14 protein-coding genes and 2 pseudogenes are annotated in these 18,907 nt (G+C 61.3%); 7 read left to right on the forward strand and 9 right to left on the reverse strand.

The genetic code is table 11. The annotated features are described in order from the left end of the window. The first annotated feature begins 83 nt into the window (after positions 1–83). Positions 84–1,451, forward strand: coding sequence for an acyltransferase family protein (locus LDP01_RS08750; protein ID WP_224088516.1), 1,368 nt, complete (start codon positions 84–86; stop codon positions 1,449–1,451). 39 nt (positions 1,452–1,490) lie between these two features. Here LDP01_RS08750 and LDP01_RS08755 read toward each other — a convergent pair whose 3' ends face one another. Further along, entirely contained in the window at positions 1,491–2,708 is a 1,218-nt protein-coding gene (locus LDP01_RS08755; RefSeq protein WP_224088517.1) for an MFS transporter, read from the reverse strand. A gap of 103 nt (positions 2,709–2,811) precedes the next feature. Further along, positions 2,812–3,213 carry a hypothetical protein gene (locus LDP01_RS08760; RefSeq protein ID WP_224088518.1) on the reverse strand — a complete coding sequence of 134 codons (402 nt, stop codon included), beginning with the start codon at positions 3,211–3,213 and terminating at the stop codon, positions 2,812–2,814. A gap of 220 nt (positions 3,214–3,433) precedes the next feature. Between LDP01_RS08760 and LDP01_RS08765 the strand changes: the two genes are divergently transcribed. Next, on the forward strand, positions 3,434–4,012 hold the full coding sequence (locus LDP01_RS08765; protein WP_224088519.1) for a hypothetical protein: 579 nt from the start codon (positions 3,434–3,436) through the stop codon (positions 4,010–4,012). 12 nt (positions 4,013–4,024) lie between these two features. Then, the gene (locus LDP01_RS08770) at positions 4,025–4,651 is read left to right on the forward strand and encodes a hypothetical protein (RefSeq protein WP_224088520.1); all 627 of its coding nucleotides are present in this window, start codon (positions 4,025–4,027) and stop codon (positions 4,649–4,651) included. A gap of 82 nt (positions 4,652–4,733) precedes the next feature. On the opposite strand, the gene LDP01_RS08775 is transcribed toward LDP01_RS08770, so the two are convergent. The 7 genes and pseudogenes from LDP01_RS08775 to pdhA form a co-directional block, all read right to left on the reverse strand. Continuing rightward, the gene (locus tag LDP01_RS08775; protein ID WP_224088521.1) at positions 4,734–5,531 is read right to left on the reverse strand and encodes a hypothetical protein; all 798 of its coding nucleotides are present in this window, start codon (positions 5,529–5,531) and stop codon (positions 4,734–4,736) included. Continuing rightward, on the reverse strand, positions 5,500–5,901 hold the full coding sequence (locus tag LDP01_RS08780) for a hypothetical protein (protein ID WP_224088523.1): 402 nt from the start codon (positions 5,899–5,901) through the stop codon (positions 5,500–5,502). Before LDP01_RS08780 ends, LDP01_RS08775 begins: the two co-directional genes overlap by 32 nt. Before the next feature lie 116 nt (positions 5,902–6,017). Continuing rightward, positions 6,018–6,905 carry an MBL fold metallo-hydrolase gene (locus LDP01_RS08785; protein ID WP_223946688.1) on the reverse strand — a complete coding sequence of 296 codons (888 nt, stop codon included), beginning with the start codon at positions 6,903–6,905 and terminating at the stop codon, positions 6,018–6,020. Positions 6,906–7,012: 107 nt separating this feature from the next. Then, positions 7,013–9,424: a S8 family serine peptidase gene (locus tag LDP01_RS08790; protein ID WP_224088525.1), complete on the reverse strand. Its 2,412-nt coding sequence runs from the start codon at positions 9,422–9,424 to the stop codon at positions 7,013–7,015. Between the two features lie 999 nt (positions 9,425–10,423). Then, positions 10,424–11,881: a dihydrolipoamide acetyltransferase family protein gene (locus LDP01_RS08795; RefSeq protein ID WP_224088527.1), complete on the reverse strand. Its 1,458-nt coding sequence runs from the start codon at positions 11,879–11,881 to the stop codon at positions 10,424–10,426. Continuing rightward, positions 11,869–12,969: an alpha-ketoacid dehydrogenase subunit beta gene (locus tag LDP01_RS08800; RefSeq protein ID WP_224088528.1), complete on the reverse strand. Its 1,101-nt coding sequence runs from the start codon at positions 12,967–12,969 to the stop codon at positions 11,869–11,871. Before LDP01_RS08800 ends, LDP01_RS08795 begins: the two co-directional genes overlap by 13 nt. Beyond that, a pseudogene (gene pdhA / locus LDP01_RS08805) lies at positions 12,966–14,181 on the reverse strand (pyruvate dehydrogenase (acetyl-transferring) E1 component subunit alpha). The gene LDP01_RS08800 and the pseudogene pdhA overlap by 4 nt, the downstream one beginning before the upstream one ends. Before the next feature lie 171 nt (positions 14,182–14,352). On the opposite strand from pdhA, the pseudogene LDP01_RS08810 reads away from it, so the two are divergent. The 4 genes and pseudogenes from LDP01_RS08810 to LDP01_RS08825 all read left to right on the forward strand — a co-directional run bounded on the left by LDP01_RS08810 (position 14,353) and on the right by LDP01_RS08825 (position 18,851). Next, positions 14,353–14,818: pseudogene (locus LDP01_RS08810) on the forward strand (Lrp/AsnC family transcriptional regulator). A 59-nt stretch (positions 14,819–14,877) separates the two neighbouring features. Beyond that, positions 14,878–15,447: a YdcF family protein gene (locus LDP01_RS08815; RefSeq protein ID WP_224088529.1), complete on the forward strand. Its 570-nt coding sequence runs from the start codon at positions 14,878–14,880 to the stop codon at positions 15,445–15,447. Between the two features lie 429 nt (positions 15,448–15,876). After that, a complete protein-coding gene (gene wecB, locus LDP01_RS08820) occupies positions 15,877–17,031 on the forward strand; it encodes a non-hydrolyzing UDP-N-acetylglucosamine 2-epimerase (RefSeq protein WP_224088530.1) in 1,155 nt (384 codons plus the stop codon). Positions 17,032–17,192: 161 nt separating this feature from the next. Next, positions 17,193–18,851, forward strand: a complete 1,659-nt coding sequence (locus LDP01_RS08825; RefSeq protein WP_224088531.1) for a hypothetical protein — start codon at positions 17,193–17,195, stop codon at positions 18,849–18,851. Positions 18,852–18,907: the final 56 nt, after the last annotated feature.

Consider the following 18,907-nt stretch of genomic DNA (forward strand, 5'->3'; position numbering starts at 1 on the left):
AGAAGTACCCATGGCCTTCACGGGACGCTTGATCTACGATTAATCTAATCGATGGAATAAAGCCCAAGCTTCCCAGGAGCCCCATGTCTTCCACCTTCAGGTCCGGCCAGCGCCGCGACACTCCCCCTTCCCTCGCTGGGGTTCCGGCTTCCCGCGACCTCGTGGTCGATCTGATCCGGGTGTCCTGCATGTTTGCTGTGGTGGCCGTCCATTTGCTCATGATGGGCATCAGCGTTGATGGCTCCGGCATCGGCGTCGGCAATCCCCTGACATCACTGGGCTGGTTCGCCCAAGGCACGTGGTTCGGCCAGGTCATGCCACTGTTTTTCATCGTGGGTGGATTCGCTTCGCTGACCTCGTGGCGCAGCCTCCGGCGTAAGGGCGGGGATGCGGGCGACTACCTGCGCAACCGCGTCCTGCGGCTGGTCCGCCCCACAGTTGCGTTGTATGCGTTCCTCACTATCGCTTTGTGGACCGCGACGGCGGCAGGTGTCCCCAGCGGCCTGCTGACAGTTATCGCTGCGGGTGCGGGAGTGCAGTTGTGGTTCCTTGCCGCTTACCTGATTTGTCAGGCAATGGTGCCCACGATGGCGAAATTTCATGAAGCAGCTCCTTACAAGACCGTCGCAGCACTGGCTGCGGGCGCCGTCGTCGTTGATGTTGTGCGACTCGGCCTGGAACGCAACCCGTGGGGTTTCGATTCGAATCCCGTTGGCCTCCTGAACATGGTGTTCGTCTGGGGCTTGTTGCAGCAGCTCGGGTTTTTCTACGCGGACGGCTTCTTTGATCGGTTTGCCCGCTGGAAGCTCGTCGCGGGAGCAATCGGCTGCTATCTCGCCCTGGTGCCGCTCACCCATGGTGGGCCCTACCCCGTTGACATGCTGACCAGCCAGAACCCGCCGATGTTCCCGCTGATCCTTGTAGGTCTGGCGCACACCCTGCTCGTCAAGGCTGCCTATCCCTTGCTGCAGCGGGCCGTTCAGTTGACGTGGGTTCAGAAAGTGATGTTCGTGGTGGGTAGCCGGGCGATGACCATCTACCTTTGGCACCTGCCGCTGATCATCGCCATGTTCGGGGTCGCCTTGGTGCTTCGGCTTCCCTTCCCCGAGCCTGCCAGTACGGAGTGGTGGCTGAGCCGGCCACTGTTTTACGCGGCAGCCTGGGTGCTCGTTCTGCTGGTGTCCACGCCCTTGGTCCGCTTGGAACTCGCGAGCACTGCGCTGGCGCCCGGTGCTGCGAGGCCGGCAATGTGGCACATCGCAGTTGCCACGGCGCTGGCAATCGTTCCGCCGTTCGTCGTGATGCGGACAGCGTTGGATACCGCCAACGCAACATGGGGATTGGTGCTGCTGGTGGTTGCAGTGGCACTCGTGACGGGACGTCGCCCGGACAGGAAGTGGAAGACCCCAGTTGCCCTTGAGCGCGCGGCTCACGAACGCGCGGCTTCCTGACCTACGTTCGCCTTCCGCCGGCCAGCCAGGAATTGGAGCCTAGTAGTTCCGCCGATGCTTCAGCCTGGGGATTGCGACGGCGAACACGGCTGCCGCTGCGAAGCCCAGGACTCCCGTGGCCCAGACGCCAGCGGCGAGGGAAATGGCGGCCGTCAGGGCAGACAAGAGCACCGGCCCACCCGTTGCACCCGAATCGGCAATGAACCGCCAGATGCCAAGGAAGTGGCTCCTTCCGCTGTCGGGCGAGAAGTCGGCACCCAGTGTCATGATGAGCCCGGAACTGATGCCGTTGCCAAAGCCAATCAGCAGGGCAACCAGCAACAGTGGAACGAACCCGCCAGTAAACGGAATGAGGATCAAGGCCACACCCATGATGAGCGTGGAAGGAACCGCCACCCATTGCCGTCCCTTGCGATCCATCAGCTTCCCGGCCGGATAGAACACCAACATGTCGATCGCGCCGGAGAGGCCGTAGATCAGCGATGCTTGCGTGGCATCCATGCCCAAGTGGTCGGCCCACAGCGGGATGACAACCTGGCGCGAAGCACGCAGCGCGCTGAGGAGAAGAATTCCGAAGCCCACGGACAGGAACACACCGGCATGCGAGGTCGCTACGTTTCGGAGGGTGGAGGCGCGAGGAATTGGACCGCCGTCGGACGTAGCGGGAGCCACCAAGTCCGGAATGGTGAGCGACAAAGCAGCGGCTGCCATCATCCCCACAAAGCCAACCCAGTACGCCCCGCTGATTCCGGCGAACTGCATCACCCCCGCACCGATGAACGGACCTATGAAGATTCCGATCCTCGTGACGCCGCCGAGGGTGGACAGCGCCCGGGCGCGGAACATCACGGGAACAGCCTCGGTGAGGTACTTCTGGCGGGCCAGGTTGAAAACGCTCGCAGACATACCCACCAACGTCATAGCCGCGGCCAGCAACCAGATCCCGTGCTCCATTTGTGGAGCGAACGCTGCCGCCCCGAGGGCGAGGGCGCCTACAGCACCTGCCCCAACAATTGCCCAGCGTTCGCCGAACCTCATGGTGATGAGCGATGCCGGGATATTGAAGAGCCAGGACCCCAAACCGATCAGCGTCACGATCAACGCCGAGACTGCCACCGATGCTCCAAGATCACGCGCCGAGAGCGCGATCACCGGAAGAACCGCCCCCTCGCCGATACAGAACAACAACGCAGGCCCGAAGGCCGGTACCGCGATGCTGCGGAGGGTGAAGTTTTGGTCTTCCTGGGTGGTTGTCATCCCTTTCATCCTAGGACTCCAGCCCAGCCGCCTGGCAGTTGTCGCAGTTCCGGCAATCCGGAACCGCAACAACTGCTCGCGGGACCAGGCCTAGCCCAGGCGATTAGCTGCGGCTAGCGGCTGCCTTCCGATGCCCACCTGCCGCGAGTGCCAAGCCCGTGAGGAGAAGGCCGACTGCCCAGAGAGTGAAGCTGCCGTCCAAGCCCGTAGTGGCCAGGGAGTTGGAACTCCCGACGCCGGTCGCAACGCCCGCGGTCAGCACACCCAGGGCGCCACCCAGTTGGGCGCCACTGGTTGCTGCAGTGTTGATCCCGGAAGTGTTGATGCCAGCGACGCCATACGCGGCGCCCCCGATCTCGGTACCCGGGTTGTTGGTGCCAACGTCAGCGCCCAACCCAAGTCCACCACTACCAGCAGGCTCGTTAACTTCCGGCGGATTGACCACTGGAGGGTTCACCACCGGCGGATTCCCTACCGGTGGGGTGACCACCGGAGGATTCACCACTGGAGGATTCTCAGCCGGAGGCGTGACCAGGGGAGGATTCACAGCTGGCGGGGTGATGGCGCCAACTGAAGCGCCACCGATGCCAAGCGATGTGGACCCTACCGTGACGGGGGCGGTGAGTGGGGCAACCAACTGAGTGCCGGAGAGGATCCCGTCGCTTCCAGTCGTGGTGCCACTTGGTGCGGTTCCCGCAGGAGCACTCCCACCGGAGGTACCAGCTGTGCTGGCCGAAGAATCACCCAGCACACCAACCGACGTCGAACCAACAGTCACCGGAGCAGTAACCGGAGCAACCACCTGGGTCCCGGAAGCAACGCCGTCGGAACCGCTCGTGCTGGACCCTGACGTCATACCCGTGCCGGAAGTGCCGGAAGAGGTACCAGCTGTGCTGGCCGAAGAATCACCCAGCACACCAACCGACGTCGAACCAACAGTTACCGGAGCGGTAACCGGAGCAACCACCTGGGTCCCGGAAGCTACGCCATCGGAACCGCTCGTGCTGGACCCTGACGTCGTACCCGTGCCGGAAGCACCGGACGAGGAACCAGCGCCAGTGGCCGACGAATCACCCAGCACACCGGCCGAGGTCGAGCCAACGGTCACCGGAGCAGTAACCGGAGCAACCACCTGGGTCCCGGAAGCAACGCCATCGGAACCGCTCGTCGTAGCAGCGGGAGTAGCGGCAGCAGGTGCGCTGCCTGTATTCGAGGGTGCGCCGGACGTGGCTGATGAATCTCCACCCACACCCGCGGCAGTGGCTCCGATGTTAACAGGGACCAATATCGGAGCCACTACCTGAGCGCCGGATGCGATGCTATCTCCCCCCGACGTTGTTGCCTGCGCTGGCGCTTGGGCCGGTGCAGAACCTGTTGTTGCTGCTGGTGTTGTCGTGGCCGATGAGTCCCCCAGGACACCCGTCGACGTCGATCCCACTGTCACGGGGACCGTCACCGGTGCAACTACTTGGGTACCGGAGGCTGTGCCGCCAGTACCATTGGTGCCAGCCGCCGGCGTCGAACTGCTTGGTGCAGTTGCCGCGGCAGGTTGGGCTGGGCCCGTCGCAGTGGAGCCCCCCAGCAGACCCACTGAAGACGAGCCCAGGTTTATGGGCGCTGTTACAGGCGCGACTACTTGTGTCCCGGAAGCAGCGCCGTTGGAACCGGTGGTGCTGGCAGCTGGCGCCGTCCCTGTGGCCGAAGCGGTGGCCGGCGCCTTTGTGGTTGAGGAAGAATCTCCCACGAGGGCCAATGACGTTGAGCCTGTGCTGACTGGCGCCGTCACCGGTGCCACCACCTGTGTACCGGAAAGGGTTCCGTCCTTTCCGCTGGTCGTATCTGCCGCGTTGGCCGCGGTCCCGCCGAGGGCAATCAAGCCTCCGGCAAAGCATGTGCCGATCAGGCACCTGCGAATTGTCGAGTTCATTGTGATCTTCTCCTGAAGGTCGTGTTCCCAAGGACGTCCGATGACGGATCGTCCTGCTAACTATCGGCCGCTTGTAGAGGCGCGGCTGGGTTGGGGAACTAGTCAGGAGATGAGCCGGGATCGAAAGAAACCGGCTTTGGATGGTGTTCATTGCTGGCCGTTGCTTGACCAGAAAGTGTGTCTGCAGGAACGATCAGCGCACCATGCAGGAAGGCTGCGGCAGGGCTTGGCGGCCCGTTTTGTGAGGTACCCGAGCCCGCGCCGATCACACCAAGGGGTGCCACATCCGGGTCTGCAGGCAGTTCGGCTGGAGCCTCGGGTTCGACCATGACAGAGGCGCCGGCTACGGCACTGGATGAAGCAGGAGCAAAACCTCGCGCCAGAACAAAAGCCACTGAAACGTCGGCAGTGAGCGTGGGCGGGGTCCCGAGGGGCAGGCCAGTGGATTCCGTGGCCAAACCTTCGGCCGACGGAGTCGCTGATGAGGTCCCGACGACGGGAGGCGGCACAGCCCCAGCGCCCGGCGTCGCGGGGAGCATAGCCCCGTCGCCGCCCAAGAGCGGGGGAAGCAGGCTTCCGGGTCCGGAAATTGGAGGCAAGACGTTGCCGACAGCCGGGAGGATCGTGTCGACGACCGAAACGATGGGGACTGCAATCGGGTTGGTCACGTCCGTCACGGGGTCCAGACCAACTGGTTCCAGGACATTGTTTACCGGCGGAACAACGGCCGCGACGGCGTCGTCAATGGTTCCGGTGGCTGGTTTGACTGCCGTATCCACAACCTTGCCGACCGCGCCCTTGGGTAGTACCCGGTTGACCACGGGGACTGTGGCGATGACCTTGTCCGTGGAGTCCCCCACCCGGTTAACCACGGGAGTTACAGCAGGAACGTGCACGGTTATCGGGTGCGCCGGGACAACGGCTTTGGCGGGGGGCCGGCGCGGGTACGTTCGGCACGGGGATGGTGACGGCTGGTGCGGACGGCTTAGGCCCCACGGAAGTAGCAGCGGACGCGGCCGTCTTCTTGACCGCACCCGCTGCAGCATCGAGAGTCTTGTTGGTTTGCTTGCTGACGATGTCGGCTGACGAAACAGTTGAGGACACCGAAGACGTCACTCCGCCTACCAGCGAATGGTTATCGGTGATGCCGGAATCGGCGTTGGCGGCCGTCGCGGACAATGCCATCCAAACTGCGGTGCCGGCGCCAGCGATCATGACGGAGCGGAGAATCTGAGTAGCGCGCGGAATAGCGCGAATGGCCTTCATCTCGACACCCCCCAGGTAGCCGCAAACCGATGGTCGACTTCATCCTAGGACTGGTCTTACCCAATAGTCCATGGGGAGACGGTAATCAAGATGACAAATTTATAAGGAACCTTCATTTATGAAGAAGGATAGAAGCCAGTCTTCCCGGGGCCAACGTCGGGCGTTGCCAGGGATCCGCCAGCAGCCCTTCCGTGCTGGGCATTGGTCTCTTGGAGCCGCTTGATGAACCAGCGCGACTGCTCCGGTCCATAAGGGAGCACCGGGATGGCCTTGGTGGCGTCGTTGGGCATATCGCGGATGGACTGGGTTGCCTGCCGCACTGCAGTGCTCATGGTGTCGGCCATGGTCTTGACGAATTCGTCGCTCGCGGGCTTGCCATGGCCCGGGACCAGGAATTCGTAGCGGTGACGCAAAGCTGAGATGTGCCGGAGGACGTCCGCCCATTCCTCGGGATACGAGTCCTCAAAGGAAGGATGTGCGCCCTGCTCAACGAGGTCGCCGACAAACAGTGTCGAGTTGGTCCCCACCAGGAGGTCACCGTCCGTGTGGGCGCGGCCCAGGTAGAACAGTGTTGCGGTAATTCCGCCAAGGTCCACCAGAACAGGCTGGTCGCCAACGATCGCGTTCGGAACAACGATGTCGACGGCGTCACCCTCCCCCGCGGCCATCTCGGGTTCGTTTGTGGCGACGAAGCGACGCTGGTTGTCGGCGTCCCTCTCGATGGTTGCCGCACAGTTGGCGTGCGCCCAGAACTCTGTCACGCCGTCGTCGGCAAAAACAGCGTTACCGAAGAAGTGGTCGTAGTGGGCGTGGGTGTTGACTACCACCAGCGGAAGCTGGGTCTTTTCGCGGACAGCAGCGAGGATCTCCCGGCCTTGGCGTGGGCCACATCCGGTGTCGATGACCATGGCGAGCTCACTGCCCACCACGAGCCCGGTGTTGAGTAAGGATCCCTCGGTTTCCAAGACGTAGTTGTCCGTGCCAAGTTCGTGCCAAGCTGACAATGAGTTCTCCGTATCCAGTGCAATCCGGCGATGTTCAGGCCTCGATTCTACCCATGCGCAGCTGGGAGAAGCCGGAATGACCCGGTGGCAGGTGAACTCGGACTGGACTAGACGATTGCTGTCATCACATTCCAGCCGGAACCAATCTGGCGGGCAGCAAGCCAACCACCGGAACCGTCACCGGGGTACAGCCACAAAACACCGGATCCGTCGCGGGCAACGACGTCAATCTTGCCGTCGCCGTTGAAATCGCCCGGGCCTTCAATAGCGGTCATGACGTTCCAACCGGAACCAACCTGGCGGGCAGCAAGCCAACCACCGGAGCCGTCACCGGGGTAGAGCCACAAAACACCCGACCCGTTGCGGGCAAGAACATCAACTTTGCCGTCCCCATTGAAATCACCAGGGCCCTCAATGGCGGTCATGACATTCCAGCCGGAACCAATCTGGCGGGCGGCAAGCCAACCACCGGAACCATTGCCCGGATAAAGCCACAAAACACCATTGGCATCCCGGGCGATCACGTCGGCCTTGCCGTCCCCATTGAAGTCACCAGGCGCCTCGATCGCGGCCATCCCATTCCAGCCGGAACCAATCTGACGGGCAGCAAGCCAACCACCGGAACCATTGCCCGGGTACAGCCACAAAACACCGTTCGCATCCCGCGCAATTACGTCCATCTTGCCGTCCCCGTTGAAGTCACCGGGTGACTCAATGGACGTCATGCCATTCCAGCCCGCACCAACCTTGCGGGCGGCAAGCCAGCCACCGGAACCGTTGCCCGGGTACAGCCACAAAACACCGCCGCTGTCCCTGGCAAGGACATCGCTCTTGCCGTCGCCGTCGAAATCAGTGATTTTCTGAGAGGACGTCTTGAAGGTGAACTTCCACTCAGCCACTGATAATGGGACCAACGAATAATCTGCAAGAGCCCTGGCGGTAACGGTCACTGCCCCGCTGCCCGCGTAGGTGCCAGCAGCGAGAACCTTTCCGCCTACCACGTATTCAACGCCGGCCGTGGCGGGAATGGTGTACGTATCGTTCGAGGTGCCGTCCCGGTCTGTGAATACGACTGGCGCGGGCGTTACCGGAAGATGCCCACCAAACGTTGTGAGGGCGGCTGTGGCATCAACCAAACCGGCCCCGCATCCGGCCGGGCAACCAGCAGGAAGTGGTCGGGACGAGTCCTTCAGCTGCTGTTCCAAAAGCGCTGGAGTGACCGCACTGCCCTCTGCCGAGTAGAGGAGAGCCGCAAGGCCTGCCACGTGCGGGGCGGCCATGGAGGTTCCCTGCATGAAGGCATAGCCCGGCGTGCCTTGCGTAGTTGTCCCTGAGTTGTACGTGGACAGGATGCCATTCAGCCCCGAGGAACTCATGTTGCCCCCGGGAGCAGTCACATCCACGACGCTCCCGTAGTTGGAGTACGGCGCCTTTGCTCCTGCCCTGTCGCTGGCGGCAACGGTGATGACATTCTGGCAGTTTGCAGGGCTGGAATCGGCCGCCTGAACATTGGAGTTTCCAGCAGCAACAATAACCGCCGCGCCAGCGTTATGCGCGAAATTGATGGCGTTTTGGTAGGTGGCAGAGCAGGGCCTGATGCCGCCAAGGCTGAGGTTGATAACGCGCGCAGGGTTGGGATTGATTGGCACCCCGGTAACAACGCCGCCTGCCGCCCAAATGATGCCATCTGCAATATCCGATGAATACCCACCGCAGGCACCCAACGCCCGCACCGGAAGGATTTTTGCCTTCGGGGCCACGCCCGTTACACCGATGGTGTTGTTTCCGATAGCTGCAATCGTGCCCGCCACATGGGTTCCGTGCCACGAAGAATTAATCTGCGCGCTGCCCACTTCGCATTGATTTGCCGTAGACCAGTCGCCAGGGTCTGTAGGGTCCGCATCCCTGCCGTTCCCGTCCCGGGCATCGGCGGCATCGGACATCATGTCGTAGCCGGGCAACACATTGGCGTTGAGATCCGGATGGCTCGTGATGCCGGAGTCGACCACTGCGACGACTACGCCTTCACCATGGTTGTATTGCCACGCCCCGGAAGGCCGAATGCCGGCCAAATCCTCCGAGAGATCCCACTGCGTCGAAAAGTAGGCATCGTTCGGATCAGCCGCGACCTGCATGATGTCGTCAGGTTCGGCGTAGGCAACGTTGGGATCCGCACGAAGGGTCTTCAGGAATTGCTCAGCAGCTGTCCCCGAAATTGCCTTGGCAAGTTTGATGACCTGCCCGCCCGCTGCGTTTTGGTGCGCGCTTTCGGCAGCCACTCCGAGCTTGGTGCCCGCGCGATCTGCAGCCTGCTCCGCAGTAGCCGCAGCTGCGGCTGCTTTGACGTTGTCCCGCAGCCCGACAATGAACTGATCCGTGGCCACTTCAGGTGCCGGACGCAGTGATTGCGCTGTGCTCGGGAGGATGTCATTGTCATCCGCTGCTGCCGGCTGAACGGCCAGTCCCGCCGTGATGACGAGCGTGGCCAGCGCGAAACCTACGGTCCTCAGAGAGCGCATGCGGGGATTTTTTACCATGTTTTGGGCATCCTACGACGGCGACAGCGCATAATGTACGGCTGCTCGCGGGCAACTGGAGACCACCAGCTGACCCCCACACAAAATTGTACGCAGAGTTGGTGGCACTCTCCGCCAGTATTTTGTGAGGATTTGTCCAAGATTTGCCCCACAAAGAGCAGGACCCAGCGTCAGGCTTGGGCCTACTAACCGTGAGTCGCCAGGTGTGCACGCTCGAACGCCAATCGAGGCTTCCAAGAAACGTTCAATGCCATACGCTGTTCAATCGCGTTGAACGGGCTAGAAGATTGAACATGGAGCCCGACGTTCTCTTCGAAAACTTTCTCCGCCAATGCCGGGATCAAGGTTGGTTCGCTAGACGCATCGGCGCCATCCGTAACAAACCACTCCCCAGCTACAGGCTCCGCTTGGTGATTGAGGACGTAGAGGCCACACTGAACGCCGTCGAAATCGCTGAGCATCCACTACCGCCAAACTTGGCTCTATCCGTCGCCCGAGCGAGCAACGCGAATTTCGTGCTTGCCCCAAAAATTGGTCCCGTGCTGAGCTCGCAGCTCCGCAGCATGCAAATCAACCACGCTGATCTTGCTGGGCGCACGCACAAGACCAAGGATGCGGAAGACATTGGGACGGCGCTCACCTGGCTTGCCGAGAGCCCATCCGATGAGGACTACATTTACAACAATGAGTTTGACCTATTGGTTTCTAACGACTTCGACCTGACTTTAACGATGAATGAACTCTTTGGCAGGCATATTGCCGGCCTACTCGAGGCGCCTGAACGAGCACGACTTCTGGAAAAAGTTCATGAGCTTGAGCCGGAGAAATTCATTGGCGACCTTCACCGGGGGCCTGTACCGCGGAAGTCCGCCTTACAAACGCAACGAAGCCGCCCAGCAATTCGCAGCACTGACAAAGGGGCTTGGCTCTTAGCGACAATCCCAGAGGGGGTCGGCGCCAATCGGCACCGACCCCATCCGTCTACATATCCGCGAGCGCCCCACCCGGGTTCTCGATGGCGTCCGCGACGTATCGGAGGAAGCCAGCTGCTATCTCGCCGTCGCACACGCGGTGGTCGAAGGCGAGGGTCAACTCGGTAACCTTGCGGACGGCAAGTTCACCGTTGACCACCCAGGGCCGGTCGATAATGCGGCCCACGCCGAGCATCGCAACCTCTGGGTAGTTGATGATCGCGGCCGAACCGTCCACTCCGAACACGCCGTAGTTGTTCAGCGTGAAGGTGCCAGAGCCAAGCTCAGTGGGCGTGGCCTTGCCTTCCCTCGCCACCGAGGTCAGCCGCCGGATCTCGGCGTCCAACTCGCGGGCACTCAACTGGTGCGCGTTCCGGACAGACGGGACCACAAGACCGCGATCCGTCTGTGCTGCGAAACCGAGGTTGATTCCGTCGAAACCGACAATCTCTTGAGAGCCGTCCTCCCGGACTTCAAAGCGCGTGTTCAGGGCCGGGTACTTTTTTAACCCAGCTGTGACAAATCGAGCGATGAAAGCCAGCAGGCCTGGTGTGTCATGCGGAGCGCGCTTTTTCAGTTCAGCCCGCATCTCAAGCAATGCTGTGGCATCTACGTCCACCCAGACCGTCGCCTCCGGGATCTCCGTGCGGCTCTTAGCCATGTTCGCGGCAACTGCCTTGCGGACTCCACGGACCGGTGTCCTGGCCGACACAGCCAGGCCGGTACGGGAGTCCAGATCACCTTCAGCAACCGGCACTGAAACAGGCCCGGCAGGAGCCTCAGGCGTTTCCGGTGTAGAAATCGCGGCTTCCACATCCCGGCGCATGATCAGCCCACTGGCACCAGAGCCCTGGATAGTTTCAAGGGAAACACCGTGGTCCCGGGCCATCTTCCTGACAAGCGGCGAAATGACGGCACTGAGCTTGCCCGGGATGCGTGTTCCGGCGACAGCCGGCTCGGAAGCAACCGGCGTTTCGGCCCGGGCCTCCGTTTCGCGATCGACGACGGCGAGGCTCGCCTTCCGCGGACGGGTCCGGCCTCCAGTCACGCCACCAGGAGTGCCGTATCCGATAAGTACGTTGCCGGAACCGGCTTTCTCCTCGGTGCGATACGTCTCGGCGGCCGCATCAACCTCGGGCGAGGCCACGATCCCGGTGGAGACCGCATCTTCGGCAGAGGATGGAGTCTCCGGCGCAGGAGCAGCGCCGGAACGAGCGATCGAGATCAAGGGCTTGCCGACGTCGAGCGTTTGGCCGGCCTCCCCGTGAAGCTCCGCCACGGTGCCCGCATAAGGCGAGGGCACTTCCACCATGGACTTGGCGGTTTCGACTTCGGCGATCGGCTGATCCACCTTGATTTCGTCCCCGACTGCGACGAGCCAGTTCACGAGTTCGGCTTCGGTAAGGCCCTCCCCCAGGTCCGGCAGGCGGAATACCTGCATATCTGAGCTCACGGTCAGTCCTCCCATTGAAGGTCGTCGACGGCGTCGAGGATGCGGTCGACGCTTGGCAGGTAGTAGTGCTCCAACTTGGGAGACGGAAACGGAACATCGAAGCCCGTCACACGGCGAATTGGTGCAGCGAGGTAGTGGAACGCACGTTCCTGGACGCGGGCCACGATCTCGGAGGACACGGAGGCGAAGCCGTGCGCCTCGGCGATCACGACGGCGCGTCCCGTCTTGCGCACGGACGCACAGACGGTTTCGTCGTCGAAGGGAACGAGAGTCCGGACGTCAATGACCTCGAGCGAACGGCCCTCTTCGGCGGCAGCAGCCGCCGCTGCGAGCGCCGTGGGAACGGAGGGACCGTAAGCAATCAAGGTCGCGTCAGTGCCGGGACGAGCAACAGCCGCGCGACCCTCGGTGGAGGTGCCGGCGTCGTGCTCTGCGCGCAAGGCGTCCAGGTCCACCTGGTCCTTGGACCAGTAGAGCTTCTTGGGCTCCATGAACATCACGGGATCATCCGAGTCGATGGCTTCGCGGAGCATGCGGTAACCGTCCGCAACGGTGGCTGGTGTGTACACCTTCAGGCCGGCGGTGTGGGCGTAGTAGGACTCGGAGGAGTCGCAGTGGTGTTCCACTCCCCCGATGCCGCCGGCATACGGAACGCGGATGACCAGGGGCATCTTGAGCTTGCCCTTGGTTCGGTTGTGCATCTTGGCGACGTGGCTGACGATCTGTTCGAACGCCGGGTAGGCGAACGCATCAAACTGCATCTCGATGACGGGCCGCATGCCGTTGATGGCCATTCCAACAGCCATGCCGACGATGCCGGATTCTGCCAGCGGGGTGTCGAAGCAGCGCTGCTCGCCGAACTCGGCCATGAGGCCGTCGGTGATGCGGAAGACACCGCCCAGCATGCCGACATCCTCGCCGAAGACCAGCACGGAGGAGTCGGCACGCATGGCATCGGCCATCGCTGTGTTGAGCGCCTTGGCCATGGTGATGGACTGAGGGCCGCTCGCTTCAGCGGTAGCTGCAGCGGATGCGGCGGCGCTTGCGGTGGCGGCGCTGACGTTGGCGGTGGTTGTGCCGGTGGCATTGGTGGTGACGGTCATTTTGCGCTCTCCGTTCCGTGTTCGGCGCTTTCAGCGCGGGCGAGTTCGTCAGCCAGCAATTCAGACTGTTCTTTCAGCTGTGGGGTGGGCTTGGAGAACACGTACTTAAAGAGGTCCAGCGGCTGCACGGGGACGTCTTCGCCGAGGCCCTTCGCGCAACTGGGTTGCCACGGCTTCTGCATGTTCGGCAATGCGCTCATTGGCGGCGTCGTCCAGAAGTCCCTTGTGGGTGAGATAGGACTTCATTCGGCTCAGCGGATCCTTCGCTTGCCATTCAGCCACCTCGCTGTCGGGGCGGTAGCGCGTGGCATCGTCGGCGTTGGTGTGCGCCTGCATGCGGTAGGTGTGCGCCTCGATCAGGAGAGGTCCGGAGCCTTCGCGGGCCAGCTTCACTGCCCGGTCCATTACGGCGAGGAGCGCGACGAGGTCGTTGCCGTCCACCCGCTCACCGGCCATTCCGTAGCCGACAGCCTTGTGGGCCAGCGACGGCGCCACCGACTGGTGGCTGAGCGGAACGGAAATCGCGTATTTGTTGTTCTGCACGAAGAAGATGACCGGCAGGTGGAAGACTGCCGCAAAGTTCAGGGCCTCGTGGAAGTCGCCCTCACTCGTGGCACCATCGCCGCACATTGCCATCACCACGGTGTCCTCACCGCGGAGTTTGGCGGCATGCGCGACGCCGACGGCGTGCAGCAGCTGTGTGGTCAGCGGTGTGCACTGGATCCCGACGTGGTGCTTCTTGGGGTCATAGCCACCGTGCCAGTCACCGCGGAAGATCGTCATCGCTTCGACAGGATCCACACCACGGGTCATCACTGCGACGGCGTCGCGATACGTCGGGAAGAGCCAGTCACCTTCGCTGAGGCACATGGCAGCCGCCACCTGGCAGGCTTCCTGTCCATGGCTTGACGGATAGACAGCCATGCGGCCCTGCCGGACGAGCGCAGAGTTCTGATCGTTGACACGACGTCCGACGACGAGCTGCTCGTAGGCAGCCATGAGTTCAGCATCGCTTGGCGTGGGGTACTCGTGGCCGGGTTCGGTGCCCTGCTCTTCGTGGGAGCGGAGGGTTCCATCCGGATTCACCATTTGGATCTGGTGCCGGGCGGGCAGCATGTAGTCCTCTACGCTGATGCCGAATTTTCTCTGGACGTCAGCAGCTTGGTCCTCTACTGCCGTTTCCGGCGCAGTGTGGTCTGCGTGGATCGTCATTGGTCCGTCCTTCTCTAGCCACTATGTGCTTCCAGTATGTTCCGGACGGAGGTTTCGTATCCAGCTTTCGTTCAAATCATGGAAGAGCATGCAGGAAGTGGCTATTCTGAAAGACGAATTGCAAATGTGAGCTGGGTAACGAGCCAGTCCTGTAGACGAATTGGAGACCACGTGAGCGAGACCGAGGCGGAGCAGACTGCCGTGCCCCTGGATGATGTTGACCGGGACATCATCCGTGAGCTCACAACTGACGGCCGGATGTCCATTACGCAAGTGGCCGAGAACGTGCACATCAGCCGGGCACATGCCTACTCCCGCATTGCCCGGCTTACCGGCGAGGGGGTCTTGACCAAGTTCACGGCATTGGTGGACCCGATCAAAGCCGGCCCTACGGTCTTCCGCCTACGTCACCCTCAAGGTCCAGCAGCATTCCTGGCGGGAACTCAAGGAGCTCTTGCGGGCGATCCCCGAGGTTCACCACATTGCGCTGGTGGGCGGCGACTTTGACGTCATCCTGCTGGTCCGCGCCACAGACAACATCCACCTCCGCCGTGTGATCTTCGACCAATTGCAGTCCATGGAGGGAGTGCTGGATACCCAGACTTTCCTGGTGTTCGAGGACGTTGATACGCGGTAACTGCCCGGGTGGCAGGCGCCACGTACGGAACGCACATTTGAGGACCATAGACTGTCCCCGTGCCCCTCAAAACCGCCTCCGTCACGCGCGCCGCGCTCTGGGCTGCAGTGTCGGTCGTGACGATCGCGCTGCTGTGGCTGATTGCCGCTTTTCAGTTCTTTTACAGCCCTCCGAGAGCAGTGCCTCATCGGACCGACGCCATCGTCGTTTTGGGCGGGTTAAGTAAGGAACGACTTCCCGTGGCCCAGGAACTCCAGGAAAGCCTGGACATCCCCATTTTGGTGGTCTCCACGACCGGCCTGTCCGGCAACGTGGAGGGCGACGCTTTGTGCCATGAAGACGACGCACCTGACCTGATTTGTTTCCGGCCCTCACCGCTAAATACGCGAGGCGAAGCCAAGGGCCTTGCGGAGCTGATCGCCCAGAACGGATGGAAGTCCGTCACCGTGGTTACGTCCGACTACCACCTCATGCGGGCAGGTACTTTGATGCGGCAATGCACGTCTGCTGAGATCCAAATGGTCGGTTCCCAACCCGACCTTTCAGCCGGAGCATGGCTGGACCGATTCGTCGTCGAAACAGGTGGGCTCATCGACGTGTGGATGCAGCCGGAGTGTTCTCCTCACTAAGGTAGAGGGAAGAACTGTCAGAAAACACGTCGCCGAGCGACCGTCCATGGAAGGTGCACAAGGTGAGTCCAACACCCGTCGGCCCGCTTCCAGCGGGCCGTCACTACAGGCGCCGCCGCTTGCGCCACAGTCTCCCGTCGGTCCCCGCGCGGACGTCATCTGCGCCCATAACCGACCACCCGCGGCCTTCGTCAGCCCCAATTCCCATAGTCCCCACCAAGAGCTCCGAGCAGCAGCAGTTCAAGCGTCGCGTGGCGCTGGTTCTTGTCGTTCTGGTCGTTGTGGCCGTACCGGCGTTGCTGGCAGTCCTGCTGTTAGCGGGCTAGTTCATCCCGGGGCCGCATAAGCCTCGATTCTTGCTCAGCGGCGAGCTCCGATAGGATGTTGAAGTCTCTGTCTGTCGCAAGATCGCTCTCTTGGGGGAAAAACGTGCCCAGCATCATGCCCATTTTCGGTACCCGACCCGAAGCAATCAAAATGGCGCCTATCGTCCATGCCTTGCACGAATCCGAAGAGTTCGACTGCATCGTCACTGTAACGGGTCAGCACCGGGAAATGCTCGACCAGGTCAACGACCTTTTCGGTATCACTCCCGACCACGATCTCGATATCCTCCAGCCCGGTCAGTCGCTCACCGACATCATGACGCGCACGATGACCGGGCTCGACAAGCTTTTCTCGGCAAACAAGCCAGACGCCGTCATCGTTCAAGGCGACACCACCACGTCGACGGCCGGAGCGATCGCCGCTTTTTACCACGGCATCCCCGTAGTGCATGTTGAGGCAGGCCTCCGTAGCGGCAATCTCCTGTCGCCGTTCCCCGAAGAAGCCAACCGCAAGATCACCAGCCAAATCACGACGCTGCATCTTGCGCCCACTACAACCAGCCGGGCCAACCTCCTTGCCGAAGGCGTATCTGCCGAGGACATCGTCGTTACCGGCAATTCCGTGATCGACGCACTCTTCACCACAGTAGACAAGCAGATTCCCTTCACGGATCCGCAGCTCGAGGAACTGGCAGCAAGTGGTCGCAAGATTCTCCTTGTCACCACACACCGCCGCGAAAACCAGGGTGACGCTATGCGCGGCGTGGGCCGCGCGCTGGCCCGCATCGCGGACGCCGAGCCGGACCTCGTCATCGTCCTGCCCGCCCACAAGAACCCGGTTGTCAGGGAAGCGGTCCTGCCCGCTCTCGAGGGAAAGCCGAACGTGGTAGTCACGGAGCCGTTGGCCTACGGGGAGTTCACCCGAATGCTATCCCTGGCACACATCGTCCTCACCGACTCCGGTGGAGTCCAAGAGGAAGCCCCCAGCCTCGGCAAGCCCGTTCTGGTGATGCGGGAAAACACGGAACGTCCTGAAGCCGTTGAAGCCGGCACTGTTACTCTCATCGGGACCGATGAGGAACGGATCGTCTCCCAGGTTGACCGCCTCTTGAACGACGCCGATCATTTCGATGCCATGGCCAACGCCGTCAACCCGTACGGTGACGGTCGCGCCTCGGAACGTACAGTGGCCGCCATTGCCGAGCTCCTCGGCGTCGGCCAGCGGATCGACGAATTCGGTGTGACTGTTTCTGTTTAGTAAAGACGGTACCTGCAACAGGTCTGTCATGAACCGTTAGCACAAATTACAGTGCTTTTGGCTGCTTGAAAGTTGATGTCAAGTCATTGAGTTTGGCGTGCCCGCACGCCATTCTTTTGGCATAGGTCCAAGGTCTCACCCTACGAGCCCAAGGATCCACCGTGGCAAAGTTCAGGTCCGAGACGTCCCTCCTCCCTACTGCCAACGCCCGTCATCTCGTAGCCAGCATCCTGGCAGCGTTTGTCTTAGTAGTAGGTTTCCTTCACGGTTCCCCTGCCCAAGCCGCAGCGCCGCCCCCTGTCTTCCCTATTAGTGGCTATTTCATATTCGGTAGTTCAAGTGACGCTGTAAACACTCAAAAGCTGACGGATATTAAAGCAGTGGGCGGCGACACGGTTATCACATTTGGCTCCAGACTTAAACCGGCTTCCCTCGACACTGTTCCTGAGGACTGCAAGATCAACGGAGTCAACTGTGCCGCGGCCGCATCCGCTGGTGTAAAGGTAAACCGCTACTTCACGTATTCTGATGCGAGTCTTTGGGGCGCGTCATCTCGCGTTTGCCCAAGGGATGTCGCTCTGACAAGCAACGGAAAACCCTTTACCGTTTTTGTACTTCCCAATCAGGGGAGCAGCTGCACGTCCTCCAATGGCGTCTATGACGTCGTGGTTGTAAGCGGGGCGCCATATGCGGGCACACTGGGGATCAATGTTTCAGTAGCAAAGGCTGCGACATCGCTTGGAATGAAGTACTACGCCGGCATGCCCATTCCAGTCAGTCGGACGGACTTGGCTTGGCTGCCAGATGTATCATACCTCCCGGCCCTCACGCAGTTCACAGACCGCTTCCTTCGCTACCAGAAGGCCGTAATCAACGAGCCCGGCTTAGCCGGTTTCTATCACTCGTTCGAAATGCCGGTGACTGACGGTTCTTCCTTTGACCCGATCTTGAATCTATATCGAATGCAGAACGATGCTATTGCGCGGATTCTCCCAGACCGCGGAGCAGTGGTCAGCCCTTACCTCGATTCGCGTCGTAGTGGTTCGAAGATCACTACGACGCAGGTTCTCAACGGAGCCGAAAAGATTGCCAAGACCGCCGGCAAGGTCCGCTTCTCAATCGCCATTCAGGACAGCATGGGAACAGGCAAAGGGGGTGCATATTTCGGCAATGAAGCAAGCAACTCTGTTGATCAATTCGCCGCATCAATTGTGGGAAGCGGCACTTGGGGCGATAAGTACCTTGCCCCCAACCGCGACTACTTTGCAGCAGCCGCTAATGGAATTGATGGTACCGGGGCGGAACTGTGGGGCAATCTTGAAGGCATGGCCCCTGCTACAAGCCAGAATCCCTGCGACAGCAACTTGCGTGGTCAAACAACCAAAGCGCGGATAGACAAGCAACTGCAGCAGATGGGGAACGCGCCTGTTAAAGTGATCTCGTTCATGTGGGACACCTACTACACCTGCACGGGAACCTGGGCTCCCATGGTCGAACGAATGAAGCTGGGTAGCATGACGCCGGTAATCACCGACTCGATCTTCTACGGGAATGGAGACGTGCTGGTGACTGGACACAACCTCAGCGGTGGGAGCGTCAACATCAAATGGACGGACACGAGTGGCCGGACCTATGAAAAGACAGTCACGGCAACCAATTACAATGCCAATTACGGCACCCAGCATGGTTTGAACCCTAGGTTGGAGTCAGTTACTGCCCAATTGGGCAGCACCTCGCTGGGGATAGGCAAGTACTACATGATCAATGTTGTAAATGGGTCGGGCGCGAAGAACGACGCCTTTTACTCAGATCGAGGGTAACCGTAAGCGCCTCGAGTAAGGCTGGTCCTGCACGCTCTTGAGCGTGCAGGACCAGC

The sequence above is a fragment of the Arthrobacter sp. StoSoilB13 genome (assembly GCF_019977255.1).
Lineage (GTDB): Bacteria > Actinomycetota > Actinomycetes > Actinomycetales > Micrococcaceae > Arthrobacter.